Origin of the sequence: Halohasta litchfieldiae, assembly GCF_002788215.1 — an archaeon.
In the GTDB taxonomy this organism is placed as follows: Archaea; Halobacteriota; Halobacteria; order Halobacteriales; family Haloferacaceae; genus Halohasta; species Halohasta litchfieldiae.
The window spans coordinates 1,701,008-1,722,854 of record NZ_CP024845.1 but is presented as its reverse complement, the minus strand read 5'-3'; the positions used below and the strand labels follow the sequence as shown (position 1 = coordinate 1,722,854).

At 61.4% G+C, this 21,847-nt stretch carries 20 protein-coding genes and 1 pseudogene; 9 read left to right on the top strand and 12 right to left on the bottom strand.

The features are described from left to right. Positions 1-32: 32 nt before the first annotated feature. From HALTADL_RS08715 to HALTADL_RS08705, 3 genes are read left to right on the top strand one after another with little or no spacing between them, the layout of a single operon-like run. On the top strand, positions 33-1,199 hold the full coding sequence (locus HALTADL_RS08715; RefSeq protein WP_089670678.1) for an alpha-1 4-glucan-protein synthase: 1,167 nt from the start codon (positions 33-35) through the stop codon (positions 1,197-1,199). Positions 1,200-1,223: 24 nt separating this feature from the next. Beyond that, entirely contained in the window at positions 1,224-2,357 is a 1,134-nt protein-coding gene (locus HALTADL_RS08710; protein ID WP_089670679.1) for an extracellular solute-binding protein, read from the top strand. Positions 2,358-2,393: 36 nt separating this feature from the next. Further along, positions 2,394-4,586: an ArnT family glycosyltransferase gene (locus HALTADL_RS08705; protein WP_177171882.1), complete on the top strand. Its 2,193-nt coding sequence runs from the start codon at positions 2,394-2,396 to the stop codon at positions 4,584-4,586. 36 nt (positions 4,587-4,622) lie between these two features. On the opposite strand, the gene HALTADL_RS08700 is transcribed toward HALTADL_RS08705, so the two are convergent. Together HALTADL_RS08700 and HALTADL_RS08695 are read right to left on the bottom strand one after the other, a co-directional pair. After that, on the bottom strand, positions 4,623-4,859 hold the full coding sequence (locus tag HALTADL_RS08700) for a HalOD1 output domain-containing protein (protein WP_100190883.1): 237 nt from the start codon (positions 4,857-4,859) through the stop codon (positions 4,623-4,625). A gap of 227 nt (positions 4,860-5,086) precedes the next feature. Next, positions 5,087-5,524 (bottom strand): hypothetical protein, encoded by a 438-nt coding sequence (locus HALTADL_RS08695; protein ID WP_162551703.1) that lies wholly within the window; start codon positions 5,522-5,524, stop codon positions 5,087-5,089. 299 nt (positions 5,525-5,823) lie between these two features. Here HALTADL_RS08695 and HALTADL_RS17350 point away from each other — a divergent pair, with 299 nt between their 5' ends. Continuing rightward, entirely contained in the window at positions 5,824-6,024 is a 201-nt protein-coding gene (locus HALTADL_RS17350) for a hypothetical protein (RefSeq protein ID WP_143054103.1), read from the top strand. A 331-nt stretch (positions 6,025-6,355) separates the two neighbouring features. On the opposite strand, the gene HALTADL_RS08685 is transcribed toward HALTADL_RS17350, so the two are convergent. The 3 genes from HALTADL_RS08685 to HALTADL_RS08675 all read right to left on the bottom strand — a co-directional run bounded on the left by HALTADL_RS08685 (position 6,356) and on the right by HALTADL_RS08675 (position 9,358). Then, entirely contained in the window at positions 6,356-7,003 is a 648-nt protein-coding gene (locus HALTADL_RS08685) for a dolichyl-phosphate hexose transferase (protein WP_245708336.1), read from the bottom strand. A gap of 211 nt (positions 7,004-7,214) precedes the next feature. After that, complete coding sequence (locus HALTADL_RS08680) at positions 7,215-8,837, bottom strand: GMC family oxidoreductase (RefSeq protein WP_089670684.1); 1,623 nt, start codon at positions 8,835-8,837, stop codon at positions 7,215-7,217. Next, a complete protein-coding gene (locus tag HALTADL_RS08675) occupies positions 8,834-9,358 on the bottom strand; it encodes a gluconate 2-dehydrogenase subunit 3 family protein (protein ID WP_089670685.1) in 525 nt (174 codons plus the stop codon). The genes HALTADL_RS08680 and HALTADL_RS08675 overlap by 4 nt, the downstream gene beginning before the upstream one ends. Positions 9,359-9,515: 157 nt before the next feature. Here HALTADL_RS08675 and HALTADL_RS08670 point away from each other — a divergent pair, with 157 nt between their 5' ends. Further along, positions 9,516-11,144 carry an ABC transporter permease gene (locus HALTADL_RS08670; RefSeq protein WP_089670686.1) on the top strand — a complete coding sequence of 543 codons (1,629 nt, stop codon included), beginning with the start codon at positions 9,516-9,518 and terminating at the stop codon, positions 11,142-11,144. 34 nt (positions 11,145-11,178) lie between these two features. Here HALTADL_RS08670 and HALTADL_RS08665 read toward each other — a convergent pair whose 3' ends face one another. The 3 genes from HALTADL_RS08665 to HALTADL_RS08655 all read right to left on the bottom strand — a co-directional run bounded on the left by HALTADL_RS08665 (position 11,179) and on the right by HALTADL_RS08655 (position 13,753). Further along, complete coding sequence (locus HALTADL_RS08665) at positions 11,179-12,261, bottom strand: S1C family serine protease (protein WP_089670687.1); 1,083 nt, start codon at positions 12,259-12,261, stop codon at positions 11,179-11,181. A gap of 84 nt (positions 12,262-12,345) precedes the next feature. Next, a complete protein-coding gene (locus HALTADL_RS08660) occupies positions 12,346-13,083 on the bottom strand; it encodes a DUF4382 domain-containing protein (RefSeq protein WP_089670688.1) in 738 nt (245 codons plus the stop codon). 91 nt (positions 13,084-13,174) lie between these two features. After that, entirely contained in the window at positions 13,175-13,753 is a 579-nt protein-coding gene (locus HALTADL_RS08655; protein ID WP_089670689.1) for a hypothetical protein, read from the bottom strand. 199 nt (positions 13,754-13,952) lie between these two features. Between HALTADL_RS08655 and HALTADL_RS08650 the strand changes: the two genes are divergently transcribed. The 3 genes and pseudogenes from HALTADL_RS08650 (at position 13,953) to HALTADL_RS08640 (ending at position 17,257) form a co-directional block, all read left to right on the top strand. Next, a complete protein-coding gene (locus HALTADL_RS08650) occupies positions 13,953-14,924 on the top strand; it encodes a phosphoadenosine phosphosulfate reductase family protein (protein ID WP_089670690.1) in 972 nt (323 codons plus the stop codon). A gap of 130 nt (positions 14,925-15,054) precedes the next feature. Next, positions 15,055-16,487, top strand: a pseudogene (locus HALTADL_RS08645) (aldehyde dehydrogenase family protein). 53 nt (positions 16,488-16,540) lie between these two features. Further along, positions 16,541-17,257 carry a diphthine--ammonia ligase gene (locus HALTADL_RS08640; protein WP_089670691.1) on the top strand — a complete coding sequence of 239 codons (717 nt, stop codon included), beginning with the start codon at positions 16,541-16,543 and terminating at the stop codon, positions 17,255-17,257. 58 nt (positions 17,258-17,315) lie between these two features. Here the strand turns inward: HALTADL_RS08640 and HALTADL_RS08635 are convergent, their stop codons facing one another. The 3 genes from HALTADL_RS08635 to HALTADL_RS08625 all read right to left on the bottom strand — a co-directional run bounded on the left by HALTADL_RS08635 (position 17,316) and on the right by HALTADL_RS08625 (position 20,718). Continuing rightward, entirely contained in the window at positions 17,316-19,226 is a 1,911-nt protein-coding gene (locus tag HALTADL_RS08635; protein WP_089670692.1) for a methyl-accepting chemotaxis protein, read from the bottom strand. Between the two features lie 200 nt (positions 19,227-19,426). Beyond that, the gene (locus HALTADL_RS08630; RefSeq protein WP_089670693.1) at positions 19,427-20,095 is read right to left on the bottom strand and encodes a metal-dependent hydrolase; all 669 of its coding nucleotides are present in this window, start codon (positions 20,093-20,095) and stop codon (positions 19,427-19,429) included. After that, complete coding sequence (locus tag HALTADL_RS08625; protein WP_089670694.1) at positions 20,095-20,718, bottom strand: hypothetical protein; 624 nt, start codon at positions 20,716-20,718, stop codon at positions 20,095-20,097. Before HALTADL_RS08625 ends, HALTADL_RS08630 begins: the two co-directional genes overlap by 1 nt. 117 nt (positions 20,719-20,835) lie before the next feature. Between HALTADL_RS08625 and HALTADL_RS08620 the strand changes: the two genes are divergently transcribed. Continuing rightward, positions 20,836-21,123: a transcriptional regulator gene (locus HALTADL_RS08620; RefSeq protein WP_089670695.1), complete on the top strand. Its 288-nt coding sequence runs from the start codon at positions 20,836-20,838 to the stop codon at positions 21,121-21,123. A 20-nt stretch (positions 21,124-21,143) separates the two neighbouring features. On the opposite strand, the gene HALTADL_RS08615 is transcribed toward HALTADL_RS08620, so the two are convergent. Next, positions 21,144-21,836 (bottom strand): type 1 glutamine amidotransferase domain-containing protein, encoded by a 693-nt coding sequence (locus HALTADL_RS08615; protein ID WP_089670696.1) that lies wholly within the window; start codon positions 21,834-21,836, stop codon positions 21,144-21,146. Positions 21,837-21,847: the final 11 nt, after the last annotated feature.

Below are 21,847 nucleotides of genomic sequence, written 5' to 3'. Positions count from 1 at the left end.
TTAGGATAGCCTAAAAAGAATCAGATACTGAAATGAGTCAGGACATTTGCGTTATGGTGCCGACGATCCGGGAGTACGAATGCATGCGGTCGTACTTCCAGAACGCCCGCGATCACGACTTCGACCTCTCGCGGCTTCACGTCGTCCTCATCACCGAAGATTTCTGTGACACCGACGAGATGCAGGCGATGTTGGACGAGGAGGGCGTCGACGGCGAAGTCTTCGACGGCTCGCGCCGAGAGGAGTGGTTCGAGGCCCACGACGTTTCGGAGTACAGCCACATCGTCCCCGCGGCCAGCCACGCCGAGACGAGTTTCGGCCTGCTCTACATGTGGGCCGGCGACTACGACTACGGTTTCTTTATCGACGACGACACCCTGCCTCACGACGAGGACTTCTTCGGAACCCACATGGAGAATCTCGACTTCGAGGGCGAGATCGAATCGGTTTCCTCGGACGAGCAGTGGGTCAACGTCCTCTACCAGAACGCCGAGGAACACGATCTCTACCCGCGTGGCTACCCCTACTCGGCGATGCACGAGAGCGTTGAGACCGAGACGACCGAGGTCGACAACATCGTCGCCTCGCAGGGGCTGTGGACCAACGTGCCCGATCTCGATGCGGTCCGGATTCTGATGGACGGCGACCTGCAGGGACAGGCTCAGACCCGAACCACGCGAGAGGATTTCGAGGGCGATTTCGTCGCTGCCGAGGACAACTATCTGACTGTTTGCTCGATGAATCTCGCCTTCGAGCGTGAAGTGATTCCGGCGTTCTACCAACTCCCGATGGACGAAAACGAGTGGGACGTCGGCCGGTTCGACGACATCTGGTCGGGCGTGTTCCTCAAGCGTGCTTGCGACATCCTCGACAAGCAGATCTACAACGGCCTCCCGCTGTGTGAGCACAACAAGGCCCCACGAAGCACCTTCGACGACCTCAACAACGAGGTCCCTGGCCTCGAACTCAACGAACACCTCTGGGAGATCGTCGACGAGGTCGACCCCGACCTCTCGGATGCCGACGACCCCTACGCCCGCATTTTCGCGGCGATGGCCGAGGAACTCGCAGACGGCGACTGGTCGGAGTACAACAACGGTGACTTCTTCAACTACATCGGCGAGTTCATGGGCGATTGGCTCGACTGCCTCGAAGGCATCGAGCAGGCCGCCGAACCAGCAGCGAACCGACGGGTATAAGTTGTTTTAGGCTAGCCTAAAAACATGAGCAACCAACACGATTCGTTTGGACGATCCAACCGTCGACGATTCCTTGCCGGATCGGCGGCGATTGGTTCGGTGACACTTGCAGGATGTACTGGCCTCTTCGGTGGGGCCGACAACGAGGAGACAGTCGACTCCTCGGTCGGCCAGATCGGCTCGGGTCGCGAGGGGCGGGATGCCCCCGGCGGGACGCCGATAGCCGAGATGCCGGATCTTGAGGGCGAACTGACGATCTACTCCGGCCGCGGCGAGTTCCTCGTCGGCGAGCTGATCTCGTTTTTTGACGATACCTACCCGGATTTCGATCCGGTCCCCCGCTACGGCAGCGGCAGCGATCTGGTCACCCAGATCGAAACGGAGGGCGAAGGGACGCCCGCCGACGTGTTCTACACCGTCGACTCCGGCGGCCTCGGCGCGCTCGCTGATGCGGGCCGGACGCAGGCGCTGTCCTCGGAGATCACCGATCTGGTGCGCGATGAGTTCCACACCGAGCAGTGGACCGGTATCTCCGGCCGCGCCCGGTCGGTGCCGTTCAACACCGACGCCTACAGCGCCTCGGAGATCCCCTCCAACGTGATGGCGTTCCCCGACTTCGAGGGCGATATGGGGTGGGCACCGTCCTACCCTTCCTGTCAGGGGTTCGTCACCGCGATGCGCCAGCTCGAAGGCGACGAAGCCACCCGCGAGTGGCTGCAGGGAATCGTCGACAGTGGGATCGAATCCTACCCCGACGAGTATGCGGTCTCCCAAGCGGTCGCTGACGGCGAACTCGACGCCGGATTCGCGAACCACTACTATATCCAGCGTGTGCTTGACGGTTCGCCCAACGCGCCCATCGAGACGGCCTTTACCGAGGGTGATGCGGGCTCGATCTTCGACGTTGCGGGCGCGGCGGTCATCGATCAGGCCGACGATCCGGAGCTTGCCCAGAACTTCATCCGCCACCTGCTGTCCGCGGAGGCCCAAGAGTACTTCGCCGTCGAGACCTTCGAGTACCCACTGATCTCCGGCGTCGACCCCGTCGGTCGACTCCCGTCGATTGACGAGCTTGACGTGCCGGATCTCACCCTCTCGGAGCTCTCCGATGTCGAGACAACCATCGATATGATGCGGGACGTCGGCATCCAAACCTAAGCAGCCGTGTCTTCCGACTCCCGACTGCGGCGTCGATTGCGCCGACTACGTCGACGTGCGCCCCTCGACCGCCAACAGTGGCTTGCGGTCGCCGTCGCCACCCTGTCGGGCGCTGTCGTCTTTTTCATCGCGTCTGTCGTTTTCCCATACCATTCGGTCAACCACGACGAAGGCGTCTATCTCATGCAGGCCGCGATGCTGCTTGAGGGCCAACTCGAACTGTTTGCTGGCGACCTCAGTGAGGCGTTCCGGCCCTGGTTTTTCGTCGAGGACGGCGGTCGACTCTACTCGAAGTACGGGCCGGTGCCGTCGGCGCTGTTCGCGGTGTCGATGGCGCTGTTCGGCGAGCCACGCGTGACGCTGGCAGTGATTGCTGCCGGGAGTACGCTGTTCGTCTCAGTGCTCGGCTCGATGGCCTTCGACCGGCGAGTCGGCGTGGTTGCCGGGCTCGTCTTTGCGGCCGCGCCGATGACGTTGTTTACCTCGTCGGTGTTTTTGCCCTACGCGCCGACCACGTTCCTGAATCTCGCCTTTGCGGTCGGCTATCTCCACGGCGTCCGAACCGGCTCGACGCGAAGCGCGGCGGCCGCAGGAATCGCTGTCGGGCTCGCGTTTTTCGCCCGACCGTACACGGCCGTGCTATTCGCTGCCCCTTTTATACTGCACGCGGTGTGGACTATCGGTCGGTCGCTGCGCCGGGATGGGTTGTCGGTCGGTCGACGACCCAATGGATCGGTTCGGCACCGACTGCACTCGCTTCCCGATCCGGTTCGGCGCAACGCACTCACCGCGCTGGGTGGGCTCGCCTTCGTCGGCGTGACGCTGGCGTACAATCTCCGGATCACCGGCTCGCCGCTGGTGTTTCCGTATCAGGCGTTCGCGCCGCTGGACGGTCCGGGATTCGGCTATCGCGAAATCCTCGACCACTCGGTTGAGTACACCCCTGCCCTCGCCATCGAGGCCAACAGCTACGCGCTCCAGTATCTCGGCACCCGCTGGTTCACTGGGGGGCTGCTCGGGACGGCCGCAGCGGTCGTCGGCCTTGTGGTTGCCATCCGTCGATGGCGGTGGTCGGCCGGTCGCGTCGACCCGACCGTAGGGCTCCTCCTCGCCGGGCTGTTTGTCTCGGTGCCGCTCGGCAACATTCCCTTCTGGGGGAACTACAACATGCTGGCGACGCTGAGCGATCCAACCACCGGCCTCGTGGCCCATTTCGGCCCGTTCTACTACTTTGACCTGCTGGCTCCGCTGTCGGTGTTCGGGGCGTTTGGCTTCGTGACTGGCTGGCGTGCCATCCGCGGGAGTCACTTCGTCGACCGCCTCGCGGCCCGCTTTTCGGCTCGAACCGCGCGTCGACTGACCCTTGCTGTGCTTGTCGCCAGCGTCCTCGTGGTCGGCGGCGCGAACGCAACCCTACTCGGCGACCCCTTGGAGGAAAACATCGGTCCCACTGAAAAGTACGAGGTCGCCTACGAACCCATCGAGGAGACCGAGTTCGACAACGCGCTCGTGTTCATTCCCGATCCCTACGGCCCGTGGCAGAATCATCCGTTCCAGTCGCTTCGGAATGACCCCGGCCTCGACGGCGAGGTGGTGTACGCGCTGGACCGCGATCCGGCGGGTGATTTCGAGGTGCTTGATGCCTATCCCAACCGAACCACCTACCGCTACGACTACCGCGGCGAGTGGACACCGAACCCCAACGATTACATCACGCCAAAACTCGAACCGCTCGACGTCCGGCGTGGCGACTCGCTGGCCGGCGAGACGACTGTCGGTATCCCCAACCGCATCAGTCGGGCCACCGTTCGACTCGAAACCGACCGCGAAGCCACCAGCTACGATCTCACCACGCCAACCGACAACATCACCGTCGACTGGAGGCTCACGCCCAACGCAACCCGTCTTGAGACCGTCACAACCACCAATCAGACGACGTCGACCGAGCGGACGCTCTCGTCAAACACGACCGCGATTTCGGTCGACGACACCGACGAGATTCGACTACTTGTGACGCTGTTCGCTCCCGATGGCTCGTCGTTCACCTATCGACAGGAAGCGGCGGTTCGGTCGACTGACGGTGGCAGTATCGAAGCCGTCTGGCCGCCGGAACGAACCGTCTGCACGCTCGTCACGCGGTGTGGCAGCGAGGGGACGTATCTCCCCGACAGTTCCGATGCCCACTCGTCGTGGGTCGACTTCGAGACGCAACTCGAAGCGACGGCCTGACTGTCCCTGAATAAAACCGAATGGTGGAGTCGAGCACTAATGAACGCGGATCTGGTCCCGTGCGAGAACGATATCGTGGCCCGCGTAGCTGAACCGGATCGATCTGATCGTCGTTGAGGGAACGAACAGTTGGTCTACGAACTCCATGTCGACCGAGTCACCGAGCGGTGGCAACGCCATCGGAGACTGCTCCGAGGCGGCTGCCACTGCTTCCATCACGGCATCACTCACGCATTCGTCGTCGCCGATTGGTCGACTCTGACTGTTCCTCATATCTATAATGATTATTCATGATGTATGGCTATTAAAGCTTCCTATACTGCTCTGACTGTTGGGATGAAGGCGTGGGTTTCGACCTCAGGGGGTGTACGTGTTTTTCTCATCGGCTGGGTGACGCTCTCGGTCGACAGGTAAATAGTGGATGCAAGACTGCGAACGCGAGTATGGCACAAGAATACGTTCAAAACGAGTCACACTGGCTGTCGCGTGTCGAAAAGAATCTACTGAGAAGGGTCATATTCCCGTAGCATTAGGAGATTGACCACAACTATTTCGTCTTCGTATTTGAAGTAGTATCCCGGATCAAACTCGCTACTCTGTTCTGAGGAATACTTTGGAAGCTCTAAAAGAATCCGTTGAACACTTCTCACGGATGGTTTTTTGAGGGGTAGACGTGCTGACCCGGATTCAACGGCTTCCTTAATCGGTTCTTGTATCTCTTCGTGATCAAGAATCCGCCCATCGTTGTAGTCAATGAGTACAGCACTGTCTGGAACAGACTCCGCTCTCTCCGCAATTATCACACCGTCCCCTTCTGTGAGTTCGCTATCATCCTTGGGACGAATCTGCGAACAACCGGAAAGCCCACTCAACAAGCCCAGACTACCAGCTAAACAACTATTTTTGAGAACCCTCCGTCGATAGATGTTCGGGGACACAAGTGTGATTGGTCGAAATTTAGCATAATTCTTCTGTAGTGTACAAAACCCTCGTTAATTGATCTTTCTTCCATTACTGCATTGTAACTCACTCAACCTCTGTATGTTGCACGCCCTCGACGCTCGTTTCAAGCGATAGAAACTGGATCAGCTACGAAGGAAGCTGGCAAGTAATCCGATTGTACGCGGAGCCAGATCAAACAGCATCAGCGTTCTTACTCTGTTGAGCTGTGTTGGGTTTGTTTGGCAGACCGCTGAGAGGGAGATAGTGACGAGAAAGGTTCGTCCCTGATAAAGATATGTTCATCTCCCCACGGAAACGCGAGAACGATCGCAACCGCTCTCGTCCCAGTCTCAAGTCGCTGGGAGCGAGTCAAGTCATTCCACCGTACGAAGACCCGATAGTCGCCAACTCGGTCAAAGCCGTCAAACTCGACGACTTCACCCGGTTCGAGGTCGTAGGTTTCCCAAAAGAGCGGGTCCGCATCACTCTCGAATAACACACTGAGGGACTGCCGGCTTTCGGTCTCATTCCGGATGATGGTGTATCCAACTTCCGACGTCCGAAGCTCGTCGGCGACTTCTGAGCCGAGAGTCCAACTGAGGACTCCAGCACAGGCACCAACGAGACCAGCGAGGACGTCACGACGCGTACTCATCTACGTCGGTACTTAGTGGAAGATATTCAAATCTCTTTTGACAGCTCTACAGTTCGATATCCTACTCACGCCACCGTGGTTGAGAAGAGTTCATTGACCGACTCGCGCTCTAACTATTGCAATACGAAATAAATAGGAATCTACATCAGTGCCTTTCGACCTGCTCTCTCGACTACCGGAACCGCTCTTCGAGACAGACTTTCACAATCGACTTCGCAATCGCCGCGCCGCCCTGAATCGGATCGAGTTTCGTCTCGCCAGCCCGCTCGCGGTAGGCAATCGGCTCCTCACGAATCTCGTAGCCTCTCATTAGCGGTCGGATCAGCAGTTCGGCCGACAGCCCGGTGTTTTCGGTCCACTCGATGGATTCGATCACTTCGCGGCGGTAGGCTCGCATTCCAGTCGTCGTGTCGTGGACCCGCGTTCCCATCAGCACGCTCGCAATCGCCGCGAAGGCCTGATTGCCGAAGCGGTTGAACGCCGGCATTGCATCTGCGCCGTGGTAGAGTCGGTCACCGCTGACGACATCTGCACCCGCGTTTATTTCGGCGAGGAACTCCGGCAGCTGCTCCATCGGGTAGGTATCATCACAGTCGGTGGTAACGACGACCGGCCGGTCCGGCGCGCTGATTGCCGCGCTGACCGCGACGCCGTACCCCTGTGGTTCCTGTTCGATCACGCGGGCCCCGTGCTCGCGGGCGATCTCCGGCGTCCGGTCCGACGAGCCGTCGACACACACCACTTCGGCTTTCCCATCTGTAATCTCGTTAATGTCCGAGATGACTTTCGCAATCGCCGCCTCCTCGTTGTAGGTGCCCATCACGACGCTCAGATCTTCGAACGTGTAGGGACCCTTGCTGCTGTCTTCCGGTGTTCGACCGATTGTTACTGGCTCATCGTCCTCGCTGGCTGCATCCGCGTCCGTCCCGCGCTGGGTGACCTTACTCATTACTGGCCATTTCGACTCTCGCGGTTTATACTTTTAGGTTTGCCTAAAATAATAGTCGACAGTTTACATGATGTCGGCGGCTTCACAGGGCGTTGTCGACGCTGTCGGCACAGCGCAGTGCGAGCGCGGCGATGGTGAGCGTGGGGTTCATTGCCCCGCTGGTCGGGAAGACGGAGCTGGAGGCGATCCAGCAGTTGTCGAGATCGTGGGTTTGGAGGGAGGCGTCGACCACGCTCGCGGCGGGGTCGTCGCCCATTTTGGTCGTTCCCATATGGTGGTAGGCCGGGCCGGTGGTGTCAGGACCGACTTGCCAGGTGATCTCCGCGCCCAGTTCGTCGAGGATCCGCTCTTGGATCTCGTTGGCGCGTTCGATGGTCCGCAGCGCACGGTCGTCGACGTTCCAGTGGATATCCGGCACCGGGTTGCCGTGGTCGTCGGTGCGGCTGCGGTCGAGGCCGATGTAGCTGTCCTCCTTGGGTAGCGACTCAACCAGCCCACCCATGCCGATATGGGTGCCGTAGTCGGAGTTGAGCCGATCCAGCAGGTCGTCGCCCCAGTCGTCGCCGGTTAGTGCCATCTCGACGGGCGAGGGACCGTCGTAGTTGAAGAATTCGAGTTTAAACGGGCCGATCTCCGCGTCGGCCTCGTCGTAGAACTGGTGGCTTTCGCTCGTGAGAAAGCCGATGTGGCCCTGTCGCGTGGGTTCATCAAGGACGCCGCCTGTGCCGGCGAACAGGTGATCCATGAAGAACTTGCCCACGGTGCCGCTGGAGTTCGCCAGCCCATCGGGGTACTGCTCGGATTCCGACAGCAGGAGGAGCCGCGGGGTTTCGACCCCACCTGCAGCGACCACGAACTGCTCGGCTTCCTGTCTGTACTCGCCATCCGGGGTGGCGTACACCGCCGCAGTCACCGAGTCGACGGTATGCTCAAGTCGCTGGACGGGAGCCTGATCGATCACTGTCGCGCCGGCCTCCTCGGCGCGGTCGACGTGAACTGTCGCGTCGTACTTGGCTCCCGACGGACAAACTGGCTGGCAAGTGCCGTAGCCGACACAGGGACTGCGGCCGTCGTAGCTCTCGGAGTTGCGGGCGTTCGGCACCGAATGCATCGCAATCCCGAGTTCGTCGCAGGCCTCCGCAAACAGACTGTCGCTGTAGGAGGGCTGAAACTCCGGCATGGGGTGGGGTTCCTCACGCGGTGGCGCGAAGGGATTGTCGCCGCCTGCCACGCCCAACTCGCGTTCGGCCTCGCCATAGTACGATTGGAGGTCCTCGTAGTCGATGGGCCAGTCGACGCCGACCCCGCGCTCGCTTTGCGAATTAAAATCGGCCTCGTGGAGCCGCATCACCATCCCCTGCCAGTGAAGCGTCGACCCGCCGACGCCCTTGACACGAGCATGGTTTAACGGATAAAATCGCTCACCAGTGTTCGAATGGGCGTCCCGCTCGGGGTCGCCGTCCCAGACCGCCGGGCGATCATAGGTAGGTCGGATCGCCCGCTCCTGTCGTGCGAGTCGGTCCTCAAAGGCAAAGCGTTGGCCCGCCTCCAGAATAACGACCTCGTGACCGGCCTCGGCGAGTCGACTGGCCACCAGCGAGCCAGCCGGTCCCGACCCAATGATGCAGACGTCAGCCTCAGCAACGGGGGTTCGGTCGACAGTCCCGTTTTCAGGCTGGATGGTTTGGGCGGGCGGTCTGCTCACGCGTTCGGCCCTCGCTGGTAGGTATCGAGGCCGCCAGCGTGACCCTGTGGGTTCTCGATGCCGACCAGCTCACCGCCGGTCGGGGAGGCATACAGTGCCATCAGTAGCTCGTTGACAATATAGTAGCGAATGCGTTCGGCGGGTGTCCCGTCGGGGTTTTCGTCGGCGGTATCGGCTCCGGTCTCTTCGAGGAGTGAATCCCGGTCCTCGGTCGAGAGGGCCTGAAAGGAATCATCGTACCACGCGTTCGCACGCGTTTCGAGCGCCGAAACCGCCTCGCGGACGCCCTCGGCGTGAGCGCCATCGTCGAGTCGACCCGCCATGAACGTCTCGACGAACTCCCGAACCCCGTCGACCGCAGAGGGATACAGCACTTCGGCGGCGGCGACCAGTGTTTCGCTGACTTCCTCCTCGCGGTCGCCCTCGTCACCGGTGGCGTATCGCTGGACGCCCACAGCTCCGACACCGCCGGCTCCGACCGCTCCCAGCGCAGCCACCGCATCGCGTCTCGTCAGCTCCATAGCCGGATTAGGCAAACCTAAAACTTATATCCGTTGGAATTGGATCGGAAACCAGTAGTCTCAATCCGACAGGGTTAGCCCCTCGGACAGTCGACTCACCGATACCTTCCGTACCGATGTACCGATCTTCCACCGCCTCTCGGACACACTCCTCTCGATGACACGCCTCGACCGACTCACCGCCACCGGCGATCCCGACGACCGCTCGCTTGGCCTGACGTTGTTGGCCGGCGCGGTTGCGGCGAGCATGATCCTCCCGCTTTCGTGGCTCTTGCTGGAAGCTACGAAGGTCGAGTCGACGCGGGCGTGGAACCTGCTTCTCAGACCGGCTACCGTGGAGACGCTGGTCAACAGTCTCCTGCTGATGGCCGGTGTCACCGTGTTCTCGGTCGGCATCGGGGTCCCACTGGCGTGGCTGACCGTCCAGACTGACCTCCCCTTCCGGCGATTCTGGTCGGTTGTGGTCGCTCTGCCGCTGGTCGTGCCGAGCTACATTGGCGCGTTTACGTTCGTCTCGGCGTTCGGCCCCCGTGGCGAGTTCCAGTCGCTGCTCCAGCCGCTCGGGATTGAACAGCTCCCCGAAATATACGGCCTTCCCGGTTCGATCCTCGTCATCACGCTGTACACCTATCCCTACGTCTATCTCACCGCCCGCGCCGGGCTGTTGTCGTTCGACTCCTCGCTCTTGGAGGCCGCCCGGAGTCTCAACCACGGCCGGTGGGCGGCGTTTCGGCGGGTGACCCTACCCCACGTTCGGCCCGCCATCATCGCCGGGGGACTGCTCGCGGCGCTGTATGCGGTGTCGGATTTCGGAACTCCCGCAATCATGCGATTGCCGGTGTTTACCCGCCAGATCTTCGTCGAGTTCAACTCGTTCAATCAGGACTACGCCTCGCTGCTCTCGATCCAACTGCTTGGAATCGTGTTGGTCGTTCTCGCGCTTGAATCCCGAATTCGCCCGGATGACACGGTCCACGGCGATGGCGTTGGCAACGACCAGTCGACCGAGCCACTCATCGAACTCGGCGTCTGGCGGTGGCCTGCGACCCTGTTTCCGGCGGCGGTAACGAGCCTTGCACTCCTCGTGCCGGTGTGGATTCTCGGCCTCTGGCTCGTCACGGCCGATCTCGCTGCCCGCCCCGAGTTGGGGCTCAAACTGGAGTACGTGACCAACTCCGTGTTGGTGGCTGGGGCGGCTGCAGTTGTGGCCGTGCTCGCGGCGGTGCCGGTGGCCTACTTCGCCGCCAGAGACGCCTCTCCGCTGTCGAACCTCTTCGAGCGGGCGACCTACGTCGGCTTCGCCGTCCCGGGGATCGTGCTGGCGCTCGCGCTTGTCTTCTTTGCGACGGGGTACGAGACCGCCGACATCCCCTTCGGGCCACAGATTTATCAGACGCTGCCACTCCTCGTCTTTGCATACGTGGTCCGGTTCATGCCACAGGCGGTGGGTTCAATTCGGACCTCGACGCTGCAGGTCGACCCGAAACTCGGTGAGGCCGCCCGGAGCCTCGGTAGCTCGCCGGTTGCTGCCTTCCGGAAGATCACGCTCCCGCTGGTGACGCCGGGGATCGTCGCCGGAGCCGCGCTGGTGTTTCTGACGACGATGAAGGAGCTTCCAGCGACGCTGATCCTCCGGCCCACGGGGTTCGAAACGCTCGTCACGCTCGTCTGGAAAGCCCAGGAAAGCGCCTACTTTCAGTATGCGGTGGTTCCCTCGGTGCTCTTGCTGGCCGTTTCGGGGCTCTCGATGATCATTATTCTCAGACAGGACGGGAGCAATCACTGATCGGTCGACGGCGATTGATTGATTGATTAATTGCCTACGGCACTCGTTCACCGAGTCGCACGTCGACCGTCCGTCGCTCGCCGTTGCGCACCACGCCGACACTGACTGTTTCGCCCGGCTCCGTTTCGAGTGCAATGTATCGGAGCAGGTCGTGATCGGTCTCGATTCGGCCACCGTCGACGCTCACGATCACATCGCCACCGGCCGGCACTCGCTGGCCGTCGACCGTCTCGGCCCGCTGTGGCCCACGAAGCCGCCCCGCCGCAGGTCCCTCGCGGTCGACGGCCACGATGGCTGCACCATGGATCTCGCTGAGATTGTTCGCGGTCGCAATCGCCGGGACGACAGTTCGGGTCTCGACGCCGAGATACGGATGCGTGTGGTTGCCGGACTCGATCAGCGAGGGGATGACGCGGTCGACCATCGTCGCCGAGACGGTGAAGCCGATGTTGTCGGCGGCTGCCCGGGCGGTGTTGACTCCGAGGACTGTGCCTCCGGAGTCAAGCAGGGGACCACCGCTGTTGCCGGGGTTGATCGCGGCATCGGTCTGGATCACGTCGGGGACGAGCGGCCCGCTCGGGAGCCGAAGCGAGCGGTCGACGCCGCTAACGACGCCGGTCGTGATCGTCCCTTCGAGTCGGAGCGGCGAGCCGACGGCGGCGACTGCTTCACCCTGTCTGGGCTGGCGATTCGAGAGGGCGAGTGGTTCGGCGCTGTCGGGGAGTCGGTCGACCGAAAGCACTGCGAGATCGGAGCGCGGGTCTTCACCAACCACCGTCGCCGTTCGCCACTCGCCGCGAGCGCCGAATCGGACTTGAACGGTCGTTGCGTCATCGATCACATGCTGATTGGTGACCAAGTGCCCATCACTGTCGCAGACGAACCCCGAACCGCTCGATGCGCCCTCCGCAGTGACAACGTACACCGTGACAACCGAATCAATCGTCTCGTTGTACAGTGCCTCAGTATCGAGCGATTGGGTTGGTGGCTGTGGCTCCTCGGCGGGCGTCGACGGGGCTGTATCGAGCCCTGTCACCAACAACCCGGTCGTGAGCCCGGCACAGACTGCGACCACGAGCGCGATACCGACGACCGTCCGGGGACGCCAACTATCCATTACAACTACCTATCAGAGATTCGCACATAATACTGCTCACGGTATCGGCTGCGAGAAAAGCAGCACGACAGCGTCGACGTGGCGTTATTGCTCAGTTTCGTTGCCGTCGGTTTCGTTGCCGTCGGTTTCGTTACCGTCGGTTTCCTCGGAGTCGACCGCCTCGTAGCTGACGCCGGTGTTGGTGGCGACCGGCTGGAGCAGATAGCGGCCAGTCTGTCCCCGTTTGACGGGCGTGAAGTCGCCGGTGAAGGTCGTTCGCTGGTTCTCCCGGATTTCGAAGCGGTGTTTGAACTGCAGCGGCGCGCTGCCGGGTGTGTCGACGGTCGCCTCCTCGCCACTGTCGGCAAGGATCCCCGTTACGTCCGCAATGTCGAGCTGGAGGAACTCGTAGTCGCCGACCGTCAGCTCGCGGTCCTCGTCGACGAGCTGGGTGTTGCCATCCTGCAAATTGACGAGGTCGGCCTCCTGTGGCTCCTCGAATTCGTAATATTCCCGACTATCTCCCTCGTCGACGTCTTCCTCGTCCTGCTCCTGAACACCGTCGTCGGTTTCGTTGGTGTCGTCCTCGCTGTTGGTGTCGTCCTCGCTGTTGGTGTCGTCCTCGCTGGCCGGTTTGACCCAGATGCCGTCGATGGTGACGACACACGACTCGAAGTCGGCGATGTCGCCCGGCTGGTCGGTGACCGCCGTCGACAGCAGCCCGGTTGCATCCGACGAGCCGCCCATACAGCCCGCAAGCCCGACTGTACTCATTGCTGCAAGCCCGCCAACAGCCCCGAGGTAGTTGCGTCGATTCGTCGAAGCTGCGTTGTGATCTGTCATCAAGTATCTACAGGACCGAGAGACCAATAAGACCACGAGACAGTTGGCCCACAGTTTCGCCCAATTAGGCCCGTTTACGGCATCTGAGCGGCTACTGGCTTCGAGTCCGGCGTTCCAGCAGCCCACCGACCGCCCCGCCACCGCCGGCACACACCAGCGGATAGATGAGCCCGCCGAGGACGACCGCGGTCACGAGATCCGGGCCGCCGGTGGCACTACCAATCGTCACCTCGAACAGAAAGACGCCGGCGACCGTCCCAAGCAGGTAGCCCGGCACGACCATACTTCCGATGATCGCCCCTGCGGTCGGACTCTCGACGGCCCGATACCGTGCCAGTGCGAGCCCCGCCGCAAAGAGGAGGGCGACTGGAACCAGATACAAGAGGGTCGTAAACCCGGATTCGCCGCCGATGTATGTCATCGTCCGCGAGCCAATCAGCGGGATTTCTCGAAACACCGTGTCGACCATATGGGCATTATAAAACACCCAGCCGACCAGCTCGTGGGTCGCCGGTTCGCCGTCCAGTACGTCGATGATTCGGGCGAGTCCCGACTCACGGACGTTTGGGGCCACCAGAAGGTAGGTTGCCACATAGCCGACTATCCATGTCACGATTCCAGCGACCGCCCCCGAAAGGAGGTCACTGCCGGAGGGTTGTGTTTCTGTCACCGACTCATGATTCGGACCGACTTATAAAAATGCCATGACGTTCGATCCGCGTCGTTCTCGATTCTCTCGGTGGCAGCGATTCTCCTACCCGTCTCCGCTGATGGCTGTTTGTCGCATTCTTTGCCGCTTCCGGCAACCGGTGACAACCGAACGGGAAGCCACAAACGATTTATTTCGGCTAATTAGATGTAATTACACGATGGCAGCAGACTTCCCAGATTATCTGGACGTCGACTACACCGACGGCGAAGGCGAAGATCCGGTCGACTATCCGTCGATTCCGGCCAAAATCGAAAAGGCAATCGAGGTCACGAAGGCTGGTCTCGAACAGTACGAGAACCCCGCGGTCATGTGGACCGGCGGCAAGGACTCGACGCTGACGCTCTACTTTATCAATCAGGTCGCCGACAAGTTCGGCTACGACAAACCGACCGCCGTGTTCATCGACCACTACCAGCACTTCGATGAGATCACCGACTTCATCGAACACTGGGCCGACGAGTGGGATATCGAACTGGTCTATGCTCGCAACGAGGACGTCGGTGCCTACGCCGACGAACACGGTCTCGAACCGGGCGACGACATCCCGGTCGATGCGCTCTCGGAGCACAACCAGCACCACATTCGGGAGATCCTCGAATACGAGGAGGACTCCTTCCCGTTCCTGCTCGATACCTACGTCGGCAACCACCTGCTGAAAACGGTCGCACTCAACGATGCGCTCGAAGAGTACGACATTGATGGTGTTATCTCGGGCGTCCGCTGGGACGAACAGGAAGCCCGTGCCGACGAGACCTTCTTCAGCCCGCGCCACGACCCCGACATCTACCCACCACACGACCGGATTCAGCCCATCCTCCAGTTCGACGAGGCAGACGTCTGGGACGTATTCTGGAACTTCGTCGTACCGGACACCGTCGACGCCTTCCCCGAGGACGGCTACGTGCCACAGTCGGCCGACGACCTCCCCGAGGACGTCGACCAAGACGACGTGCCGATCTCGCCGAAGTACTTCGCCGGCTTCCGCAGCCTCGGCAGCGAAGTCAGCACCGAGAAAACGACCGACGAGCCAGCATGGCTGCAGGATCTCGACAACACGACCGAACGCGCAGGCCGCGCCCAGGACAAAGAGGACCTGATGGAGCGCCTCCGCGACCTCGGCTACATGTAGAATCGGCTCACACGCTGCTGGAAACACACCGCTGTAACCTGTTTTCGTAGTTGGTTCGGTCGCGTCGACTGTCCGGACAATCGGCCCGAACGCTCTTGTTCCTCTCAGTAATTGCAGATAGTTACTGGATATGCAATCGCTGCGAGCCATTCAACTGTACATTGGCGGAGATTGGTGTGACGGACCGGAGACAATCGAGGTGCGTGATCTCGCAGCGGGTGGGGTCCTCGCTCACGTCGACGCTGCCGGGAGCCAACAGGCCGAAGCGGCACTGGCAGCCGCTGAGGGCGCACAGACACCACTACGCGAAACGACGCCGGTCGAACGCGCCGACTGGCTGGCGGCTATCGCCGACGGACTCGACGCCCGCGCCGAGGAACTGACCGACGTCATCGTCCGTGAGGCGGGAAAACCGATCTCGGCGGCGTGTGACGCACCCGAGAATGCGGCCCGCCGGTTCCGCCGGGCGGCCGCCGAGGCCCGTGATCTCCCCCAGCGCTACGGCGAGTACCGCGAGGGGTCGACATCCGGCCACGAGGGGTGGAACGCGATTGTCAAACCCGAACCCATCGGGACGGTGCTCTGTCTTTCGCCGTACAACTATCCGCTCCAGACGGCCATCCTGCAGGTCGCACCCGCCCTCGCGGCGGGCAACAGTGTCATCCTCAACCCATCGAGCAAGACACCGGTCACCGCAGCGATCCTCACTGACGTCATTCAGTCGACGGTCGATCTCCCGGATGGGGCATTCAACTTCGTCCCCGGCAAAAGTAGTGAGATCGGTGATACACTCGCGGGTGATGACCGCGTCGACACCATCGCCATGACCGACTTCGCGGCGGCTGGCGACCACGTTGCCCGCCAGTCCAAGATCGTCAATCTCGTCATGAAGCTGGGTGGTAACGCCCCCGCACTCGTCTTTCCTGATGCGAACCTCTCGGATGCAGCCGACGCCTGTTCGGCCGGCTCCCTCAAGTTCGGCGGTCAGCGCTGTTCGGCCGTCTCCCGCGTACTCGCTCACGAATTGGTCCACGACGAGATCGTCGAGCGCATCGAACTCACGATGGAGTCGTGGGTCGTCGGCGATCCCTTCGCGGAGTCGACCGATTTCGGCCCGCTTATCGACGCCGACCATGCGAAGGAGGTCGACAAACTGGTCGATGAGGCAGTCGACGCGGGCGCGGAACTGGTTTGCGGCGGCCAGCGCGACGGCGCGTTCTACGAGCCGACGCTGTTAGCCAACGTCCCACAGGACGCTCGAATCATCTCTGAAGAGCAGTTCGGTCCCGTCGCCGCCGTGACCACCTTCGCCGACGAGGACGAGGCCATCGAACTCGCCAACGCCAGCGACCTCGCATTGGACGCGTCGGTGTTCACGAGCGACCACAACCGCGCACTCCGGCTCGCGACCGGCTCAACGCCGGTGGGGTCCGGATCAATGGCGCGCCCTCTCACGGAATCGGCGATATTCCCTCCGGCGGCAACGACGCTTCGGGGATCAACCGCGACGGTATCCACGTGACTATCGAGCAGCTGATCCAGAAGAAGTCGATTGTTCTCTGACCCAGCCTGCGGCAATCAAAGCCGGTATTACGACGGCCGCTGTGGGGTCCAGTATGACTGATGAGTGGGTGAGCCTCTTTTCGGGCGGCAAAGACTCCTCGTGGGCGCTGTATCAGGCCCTCGGAGACGGACTGAACGTGACGCGACTGCTGACGGTCCATCCCTCGGAGGAATCGTATATGTATCACGTCCCCGAGACACAGTTGGCCACACTGGCCGCCGAGAGTATCGGCATCGAACTCGTTGAGGTAGAGCCCGGCGACCTCGGCGCGGAGACGGCTGTCGACGCCGGCACACAGGGCGATGCCGAACTTGAACCGCTGGAGGCCGCCCTCACTGAGCTTGCCGAGGAGGTCGACCTCGCTGGCGTCACTGCGGGAGCCATCGAAAGCGAGTTCCAGACGAACCGAATCCAAGACATGTGCGACCGACTCGGCATCGATCTGTTCGCCCCGCTCTGGCAGCGTGATCCGGAGGTGCTGGCCGAAGAAATGCTCGCGGCCGGCTTCGAAATCACGATCTTGCAGGTCGCTGCCTACGGTCTCGACGAGTCGTGGCTCGGCCGAACGCTCGATGCCGAGGCCATCGACGACCTCCGCGAACTCAACGACGAGTACGGCGTCCACCTCCTCGGCGAGGGCGGGGAGTTCGAGACGTTCGTCACGAATGGGCCGCACATGTCCCAGCGAATCGAACTGGAGTACGACACCGAGTGGAACGGCGACAGCGGCCGGATTCGGATCACCGACGCGCGGTTAGTCGACGAGTAGCCAATCTCTCCAGTACGGTAATTAGATTTGAAAAGACTCCGGTCACTCGAAAGCTCTGCTACCGCTGTTGCTGCTGTCCGCCATCGGTGGCTGCGGGGATTGTTGCACTCGAGTCGACGGCTGTCAACTCCGTCTCATCGGTGGTCTCGAACGTGCTGGCCTCGTCGTGGAGTGCTCCCGCGCGTTCCGAGAGCCGTTGGACGCTCTGTGAGACTTCGGCAAGCGAGGCTGCCTGTTGTTCGGTTGCTGCCGAAACGGTTGCCGCATCGTTGGCCGTTTGGTCACTCAGCGTCAGTGCCTCGTTGACCATTGCTGCCACCTCCTCGGAGGATGCTGCCTGGTCGTCGGTGGCACCCGATATTTCAGCCATACCGCTTTCGGCCTCAGTGATCATATCGGCGATCTCGTCGAACACTTCTATCGTCTCATCGATTGTTGCGGCTCCCTCCGTAACCTGTTGTGTCATCTCTTCGATACTGGTTACGGTCTCGTCGGTGACTGACTGTGCCTCCGTAATCTGCTGTTCGATCTGGTTGGTCGCCGTGGAGGCCTCTTCGGCTAGCGATTTCACCTCGTTGGCAACGACCGCAAACCCGTCGCCGGCTTCGCCCGCCCGTGCTGCCTCAATCGACGCATTCAGCGCGAGCAGGTTCGTCTGATCTGCGATCTCATTGATAACATTTATGATATTATCGATTTCCTCCATCTTCTGGTCGAGCGTGTCGACCTGTTGGGCCACCTCACGGGCCCGTTGCTCGATTGCGTCGACCTGTGCTGTCGCGTCTGCAGCGTGCTCCCGACCGGATTCACTCCGGTCGACCGCGGCGCCCGCGGTTGTCGAGACCTCTTCGGATGACGACGCGATCTCCTGGATCGTTGCCGACATATTGCTCATCTCTCCGGACACCGTTTGGAGCTGTTCGTTCTGTGTATCGGCACGATGTGACACGTCTTCGACCGACCGAGCGACGTCTTCGCCCGCCTGTTCGATTTCGTTGACACTCGTGGTTGCGTTTTCGCTCGCCTCCGAGACCGCCACCGCAAACGATTGGATTTCGACGACTGTCTCCTCCCATTCGTCGATCATATTATTAAACGAGTGTGCGATTTCGGCCATCGCCTCGTTGTCGACGTCCTCGTCGAGTCGCTGTGTCAGGTCGCCGTTGGCGCATGCAGCAATGACGCTGCCGTAGGAGTCGGCCAACTGGGTGTTGAGTTCGGCCATCTGCTCGCGCTGCTGTTCGACCTGTTGTCGCTGTTTCTCGGCTTCCCGACGCTGTTTCTCGGCCTTCTGGCTCTGTTTTTCGATGTCGTCTTTGGCCTGCTCGACGTCTGCGAGCTTGGCCTCGATTTCGTTCCGCGCGACCGCCAACGACTGCCACTGGACGAGGATCGCCACCGAAAGCATACTGACGAACACAGCGTGAATCCCGCCCCAGACAACCGGTTTGGCCATCGCTGCCGGGTGATTGTACACGGTGAACCATTCGATCAGCCCGAAGACGCTGTGCTGTGTCGCGACGTAGCCGATTGCGACGCCGAACGGAACCCAATCCTCGTAGAGGGCAACGACACCGACACCGACGAAGTAGAGGAAATGCGCTTCGATAAAGCCGCCAGTGAAGTACGCCAACACCGCCGCCGTAGTCATGAACCCCGCCGAGGCCAGCGAGGTTCGAACCCGTCGAGGGAGTGTTGGAACCGCCGCAATTCCAATGAGCAGTGCAATTAGTCCCACCCCAGCCACGGAGTGCAGCATCGGGATCGACGGGAGTTCGGCCCCGGTTACCGATTCGACTCCCGTGAGGCGGCTCACTGCGAAAATAAACGGAAGCAGCAGGGCTGTCGTTAGCAGCACACCTCGATGTCGACCTTCGAAGGCGCTGTCCGAAATCCGGCTCCCGTCGGGAGTGTTCGCAATAAACCGTCGTAGCTTCATTCCGATATCGGTCCCGAGGTTGTTTCGCATAGAATCGTCATTAAGTCATACAAATATAAATACCGTTGATATACAAAATGAACATACTTTACTAGCTACAAAAATGTATATATGGTTTGTTCATCTCCGTTATTGACTGGTTGTTGTTTCTGGTCCCCGTCGTCGACATCGAGTAGCTATGGTCGACCTCCGTCGTTTGGGGGCTGTTGCTCGGCTCGCTTGCTCTCGGATCAGTTTTCTTCGACCGCCGGCGTCGACTGCAGTTTCCGCCCAAGCAGCGCAAACGCCCCCGTTAGGAGGAAATACAGTTGCCAGCCACCGACCGCGATGGGAAACCGCCGGTCGACCGGTCCCGGTTGGGGATCTTTGGAGGGTTGGACCGGCGTCGACACGTGGGTGTTGGCGGTCGTCCCGCCCTGTCCGGCGTCGACGGTCTGCTGGCCGGTTTCGGGGTCGATAGCGATGTCGACGAACGTCTGGACCACGCCCTCCGTCGAGGAGAGATACAGTTCGCCCTCAAGGGTGACAAACTGGTCGACCAGTGGCCACACGATGTTGATTCCCGACAGATGCGCCCAGTCGAGTCCCAAATGAGCGAAGGTGTGGACGAACACCGCAACCCACGCGAGTCGGACGCCGTAGGCTCCCCATCGCCCGCGAAGCCACGACTCCTTGCGGTTTGTCTCCCAGTAGACGACACCGGCAGCCACGACCGAGGTCGACAGCGTGTGAAACACGGTACGGTGAGCGCCGTCCATCACCAGTCCCACTGCGGCATCGAGTTCGGGAAACAGCACGACAGCGAGGACGACCGCCAGCGCCCGGCGGTCGTAGAACCGCCCAAGCAGGCCGACCGCAAGCAGGAACGCGACCGCGGCGTGGACGACCGAAGTCGGCATCAGCGATCACCCCGCTGGACGAGCAGTTTTGCGGGAATCGCAGCGATGGCTGTCACGACGATGATCGCTTGCCAGCCTGATTCGACCAGTTGGAGTCGACGCTCCCCGTTTTCGGGATGCCACCACGAGTCGACGTGGTAGCTCTCGATAGTGCCGGGTGAGGCGACCTCCCAGCCGTTTCCGATTTCGATGTAGGTCTGGACGACGCCCTCCTGTGTCGACAGGACGAATTTGCCAATAATTGCGTAGTAGCGATCCGACAGCGGGTAGAACAGCGCGACGCTCTCGGTGCTAAACAGGTCGACGCCGATTCCGGCGACGGCGTAGGTAGCGATGGCGACCCACGCGACTCGAACGCCGTACCAGCCATAGCGGTGCCGGAGCCACGACCGGTCGCGGTGGTCGGTATCGTAGTACAGCAGGCCAGCCGCGGCGAGCGGAATCCAGACCGCATGAAGTGTCGCGTTGGCCGCGCCCACGCCGAGGGCGGTGAGGGCGGCGTCGACATCCGGGACCGCGGCGGCAATCCCAACGACCGCAAGCGAGCGGCGGTCGAAGGCTGCTCCCAGCAATGCGATGCCGACCAGCACGCCGACAGCAACGGTAAGCAGCGTTGGCGGCATTACCGACACCTACGCACACGTGGGGTTAAACTCACGGCTTCCGAGAGGTCCCTTGTCAGGTCGACACCTAAGACCACGACGGGATGTGTTTTTAGTTCCGTAGCCCTCAGTGGAGGTATGACCGATTCGACACGGCGGGAGCAGCTCGCCGAGACACTCGGTGCTGAGCCAGCGACCGCAAGCGAACTCGCCGCCGAACTCGACACCCCGGTGTCGACGATCTATCAGGATCTCAAACACGTCGCCCGGTCGGTGCGGTACGACGAGGACACCGAGTTCCTCGTCGCGCCGCCGGAGTGTTCCAGCTGCGGGTTCAGCAACTACGACGACCCCGTCAACTACCCATCGCGGTGTCCGGAGTGTCGCAGCGAATCAATCGAAGAAGCCGTTTTCAAAATAGAGTAATCCGAACGCCGTCGGCCTTTTTACGCAGCCGTTTCGATGCCGAGTTCCGCAAGCAGCTGTTGGGCCGCCGCGGTCGAGGATTCAGGGCCGCGGGCAGTCACGAGGTCGCCGTCGACGGTGACACTCGCTTCAGAATCGAGTTCGGCGTCCCACTGGCCGCCGGCCTTGATCACTTCGTCTTCGGTCAGGTACGGTAGTTTGCGACCATCCGGCATCAGGTCGTTGTCATCGATGATGCCGTCTTCCCACTCGTTGGGGAAGCCGGTCACGTTGCGACCGTCGACCAGATATTCGCCGCTGTCGTCGTGGGTAAAGCCGAGAATCCCGACTGCGTGACAGACGACGAGTGCGACGCCGTCGTCGCCAGCGACCGCATCGGCCAGCAGCTGTCGAGCGTGGCGGTCGGTGTTGATGTCCCACGCGGTGCCGTGGCCGCCGGGGAAGACGACCGTGTCGTAGTCGCTCGCCTCGACGGTGGCAATCGGCTCCGGATTCGCCAGTCGCTCGTCGTTTTGGTCGTAGTCGAGTACTTTCTCGGAGATTTCCTCGCCGACGGTCTCGGGGTCGACCGAGCGCTCGTCGACGACCGGTGGGTTGCCCGTCGGCGTCGCGACCGTGACGTCGACGCCCGCCTCGTCGAGAGTCGCAAGCGGCTCGATACATTCCTCGCCCCAGTAGCCCTCTTCGCTAACCACGAATAGTGCGGTTGTCATGCAGTCTATTT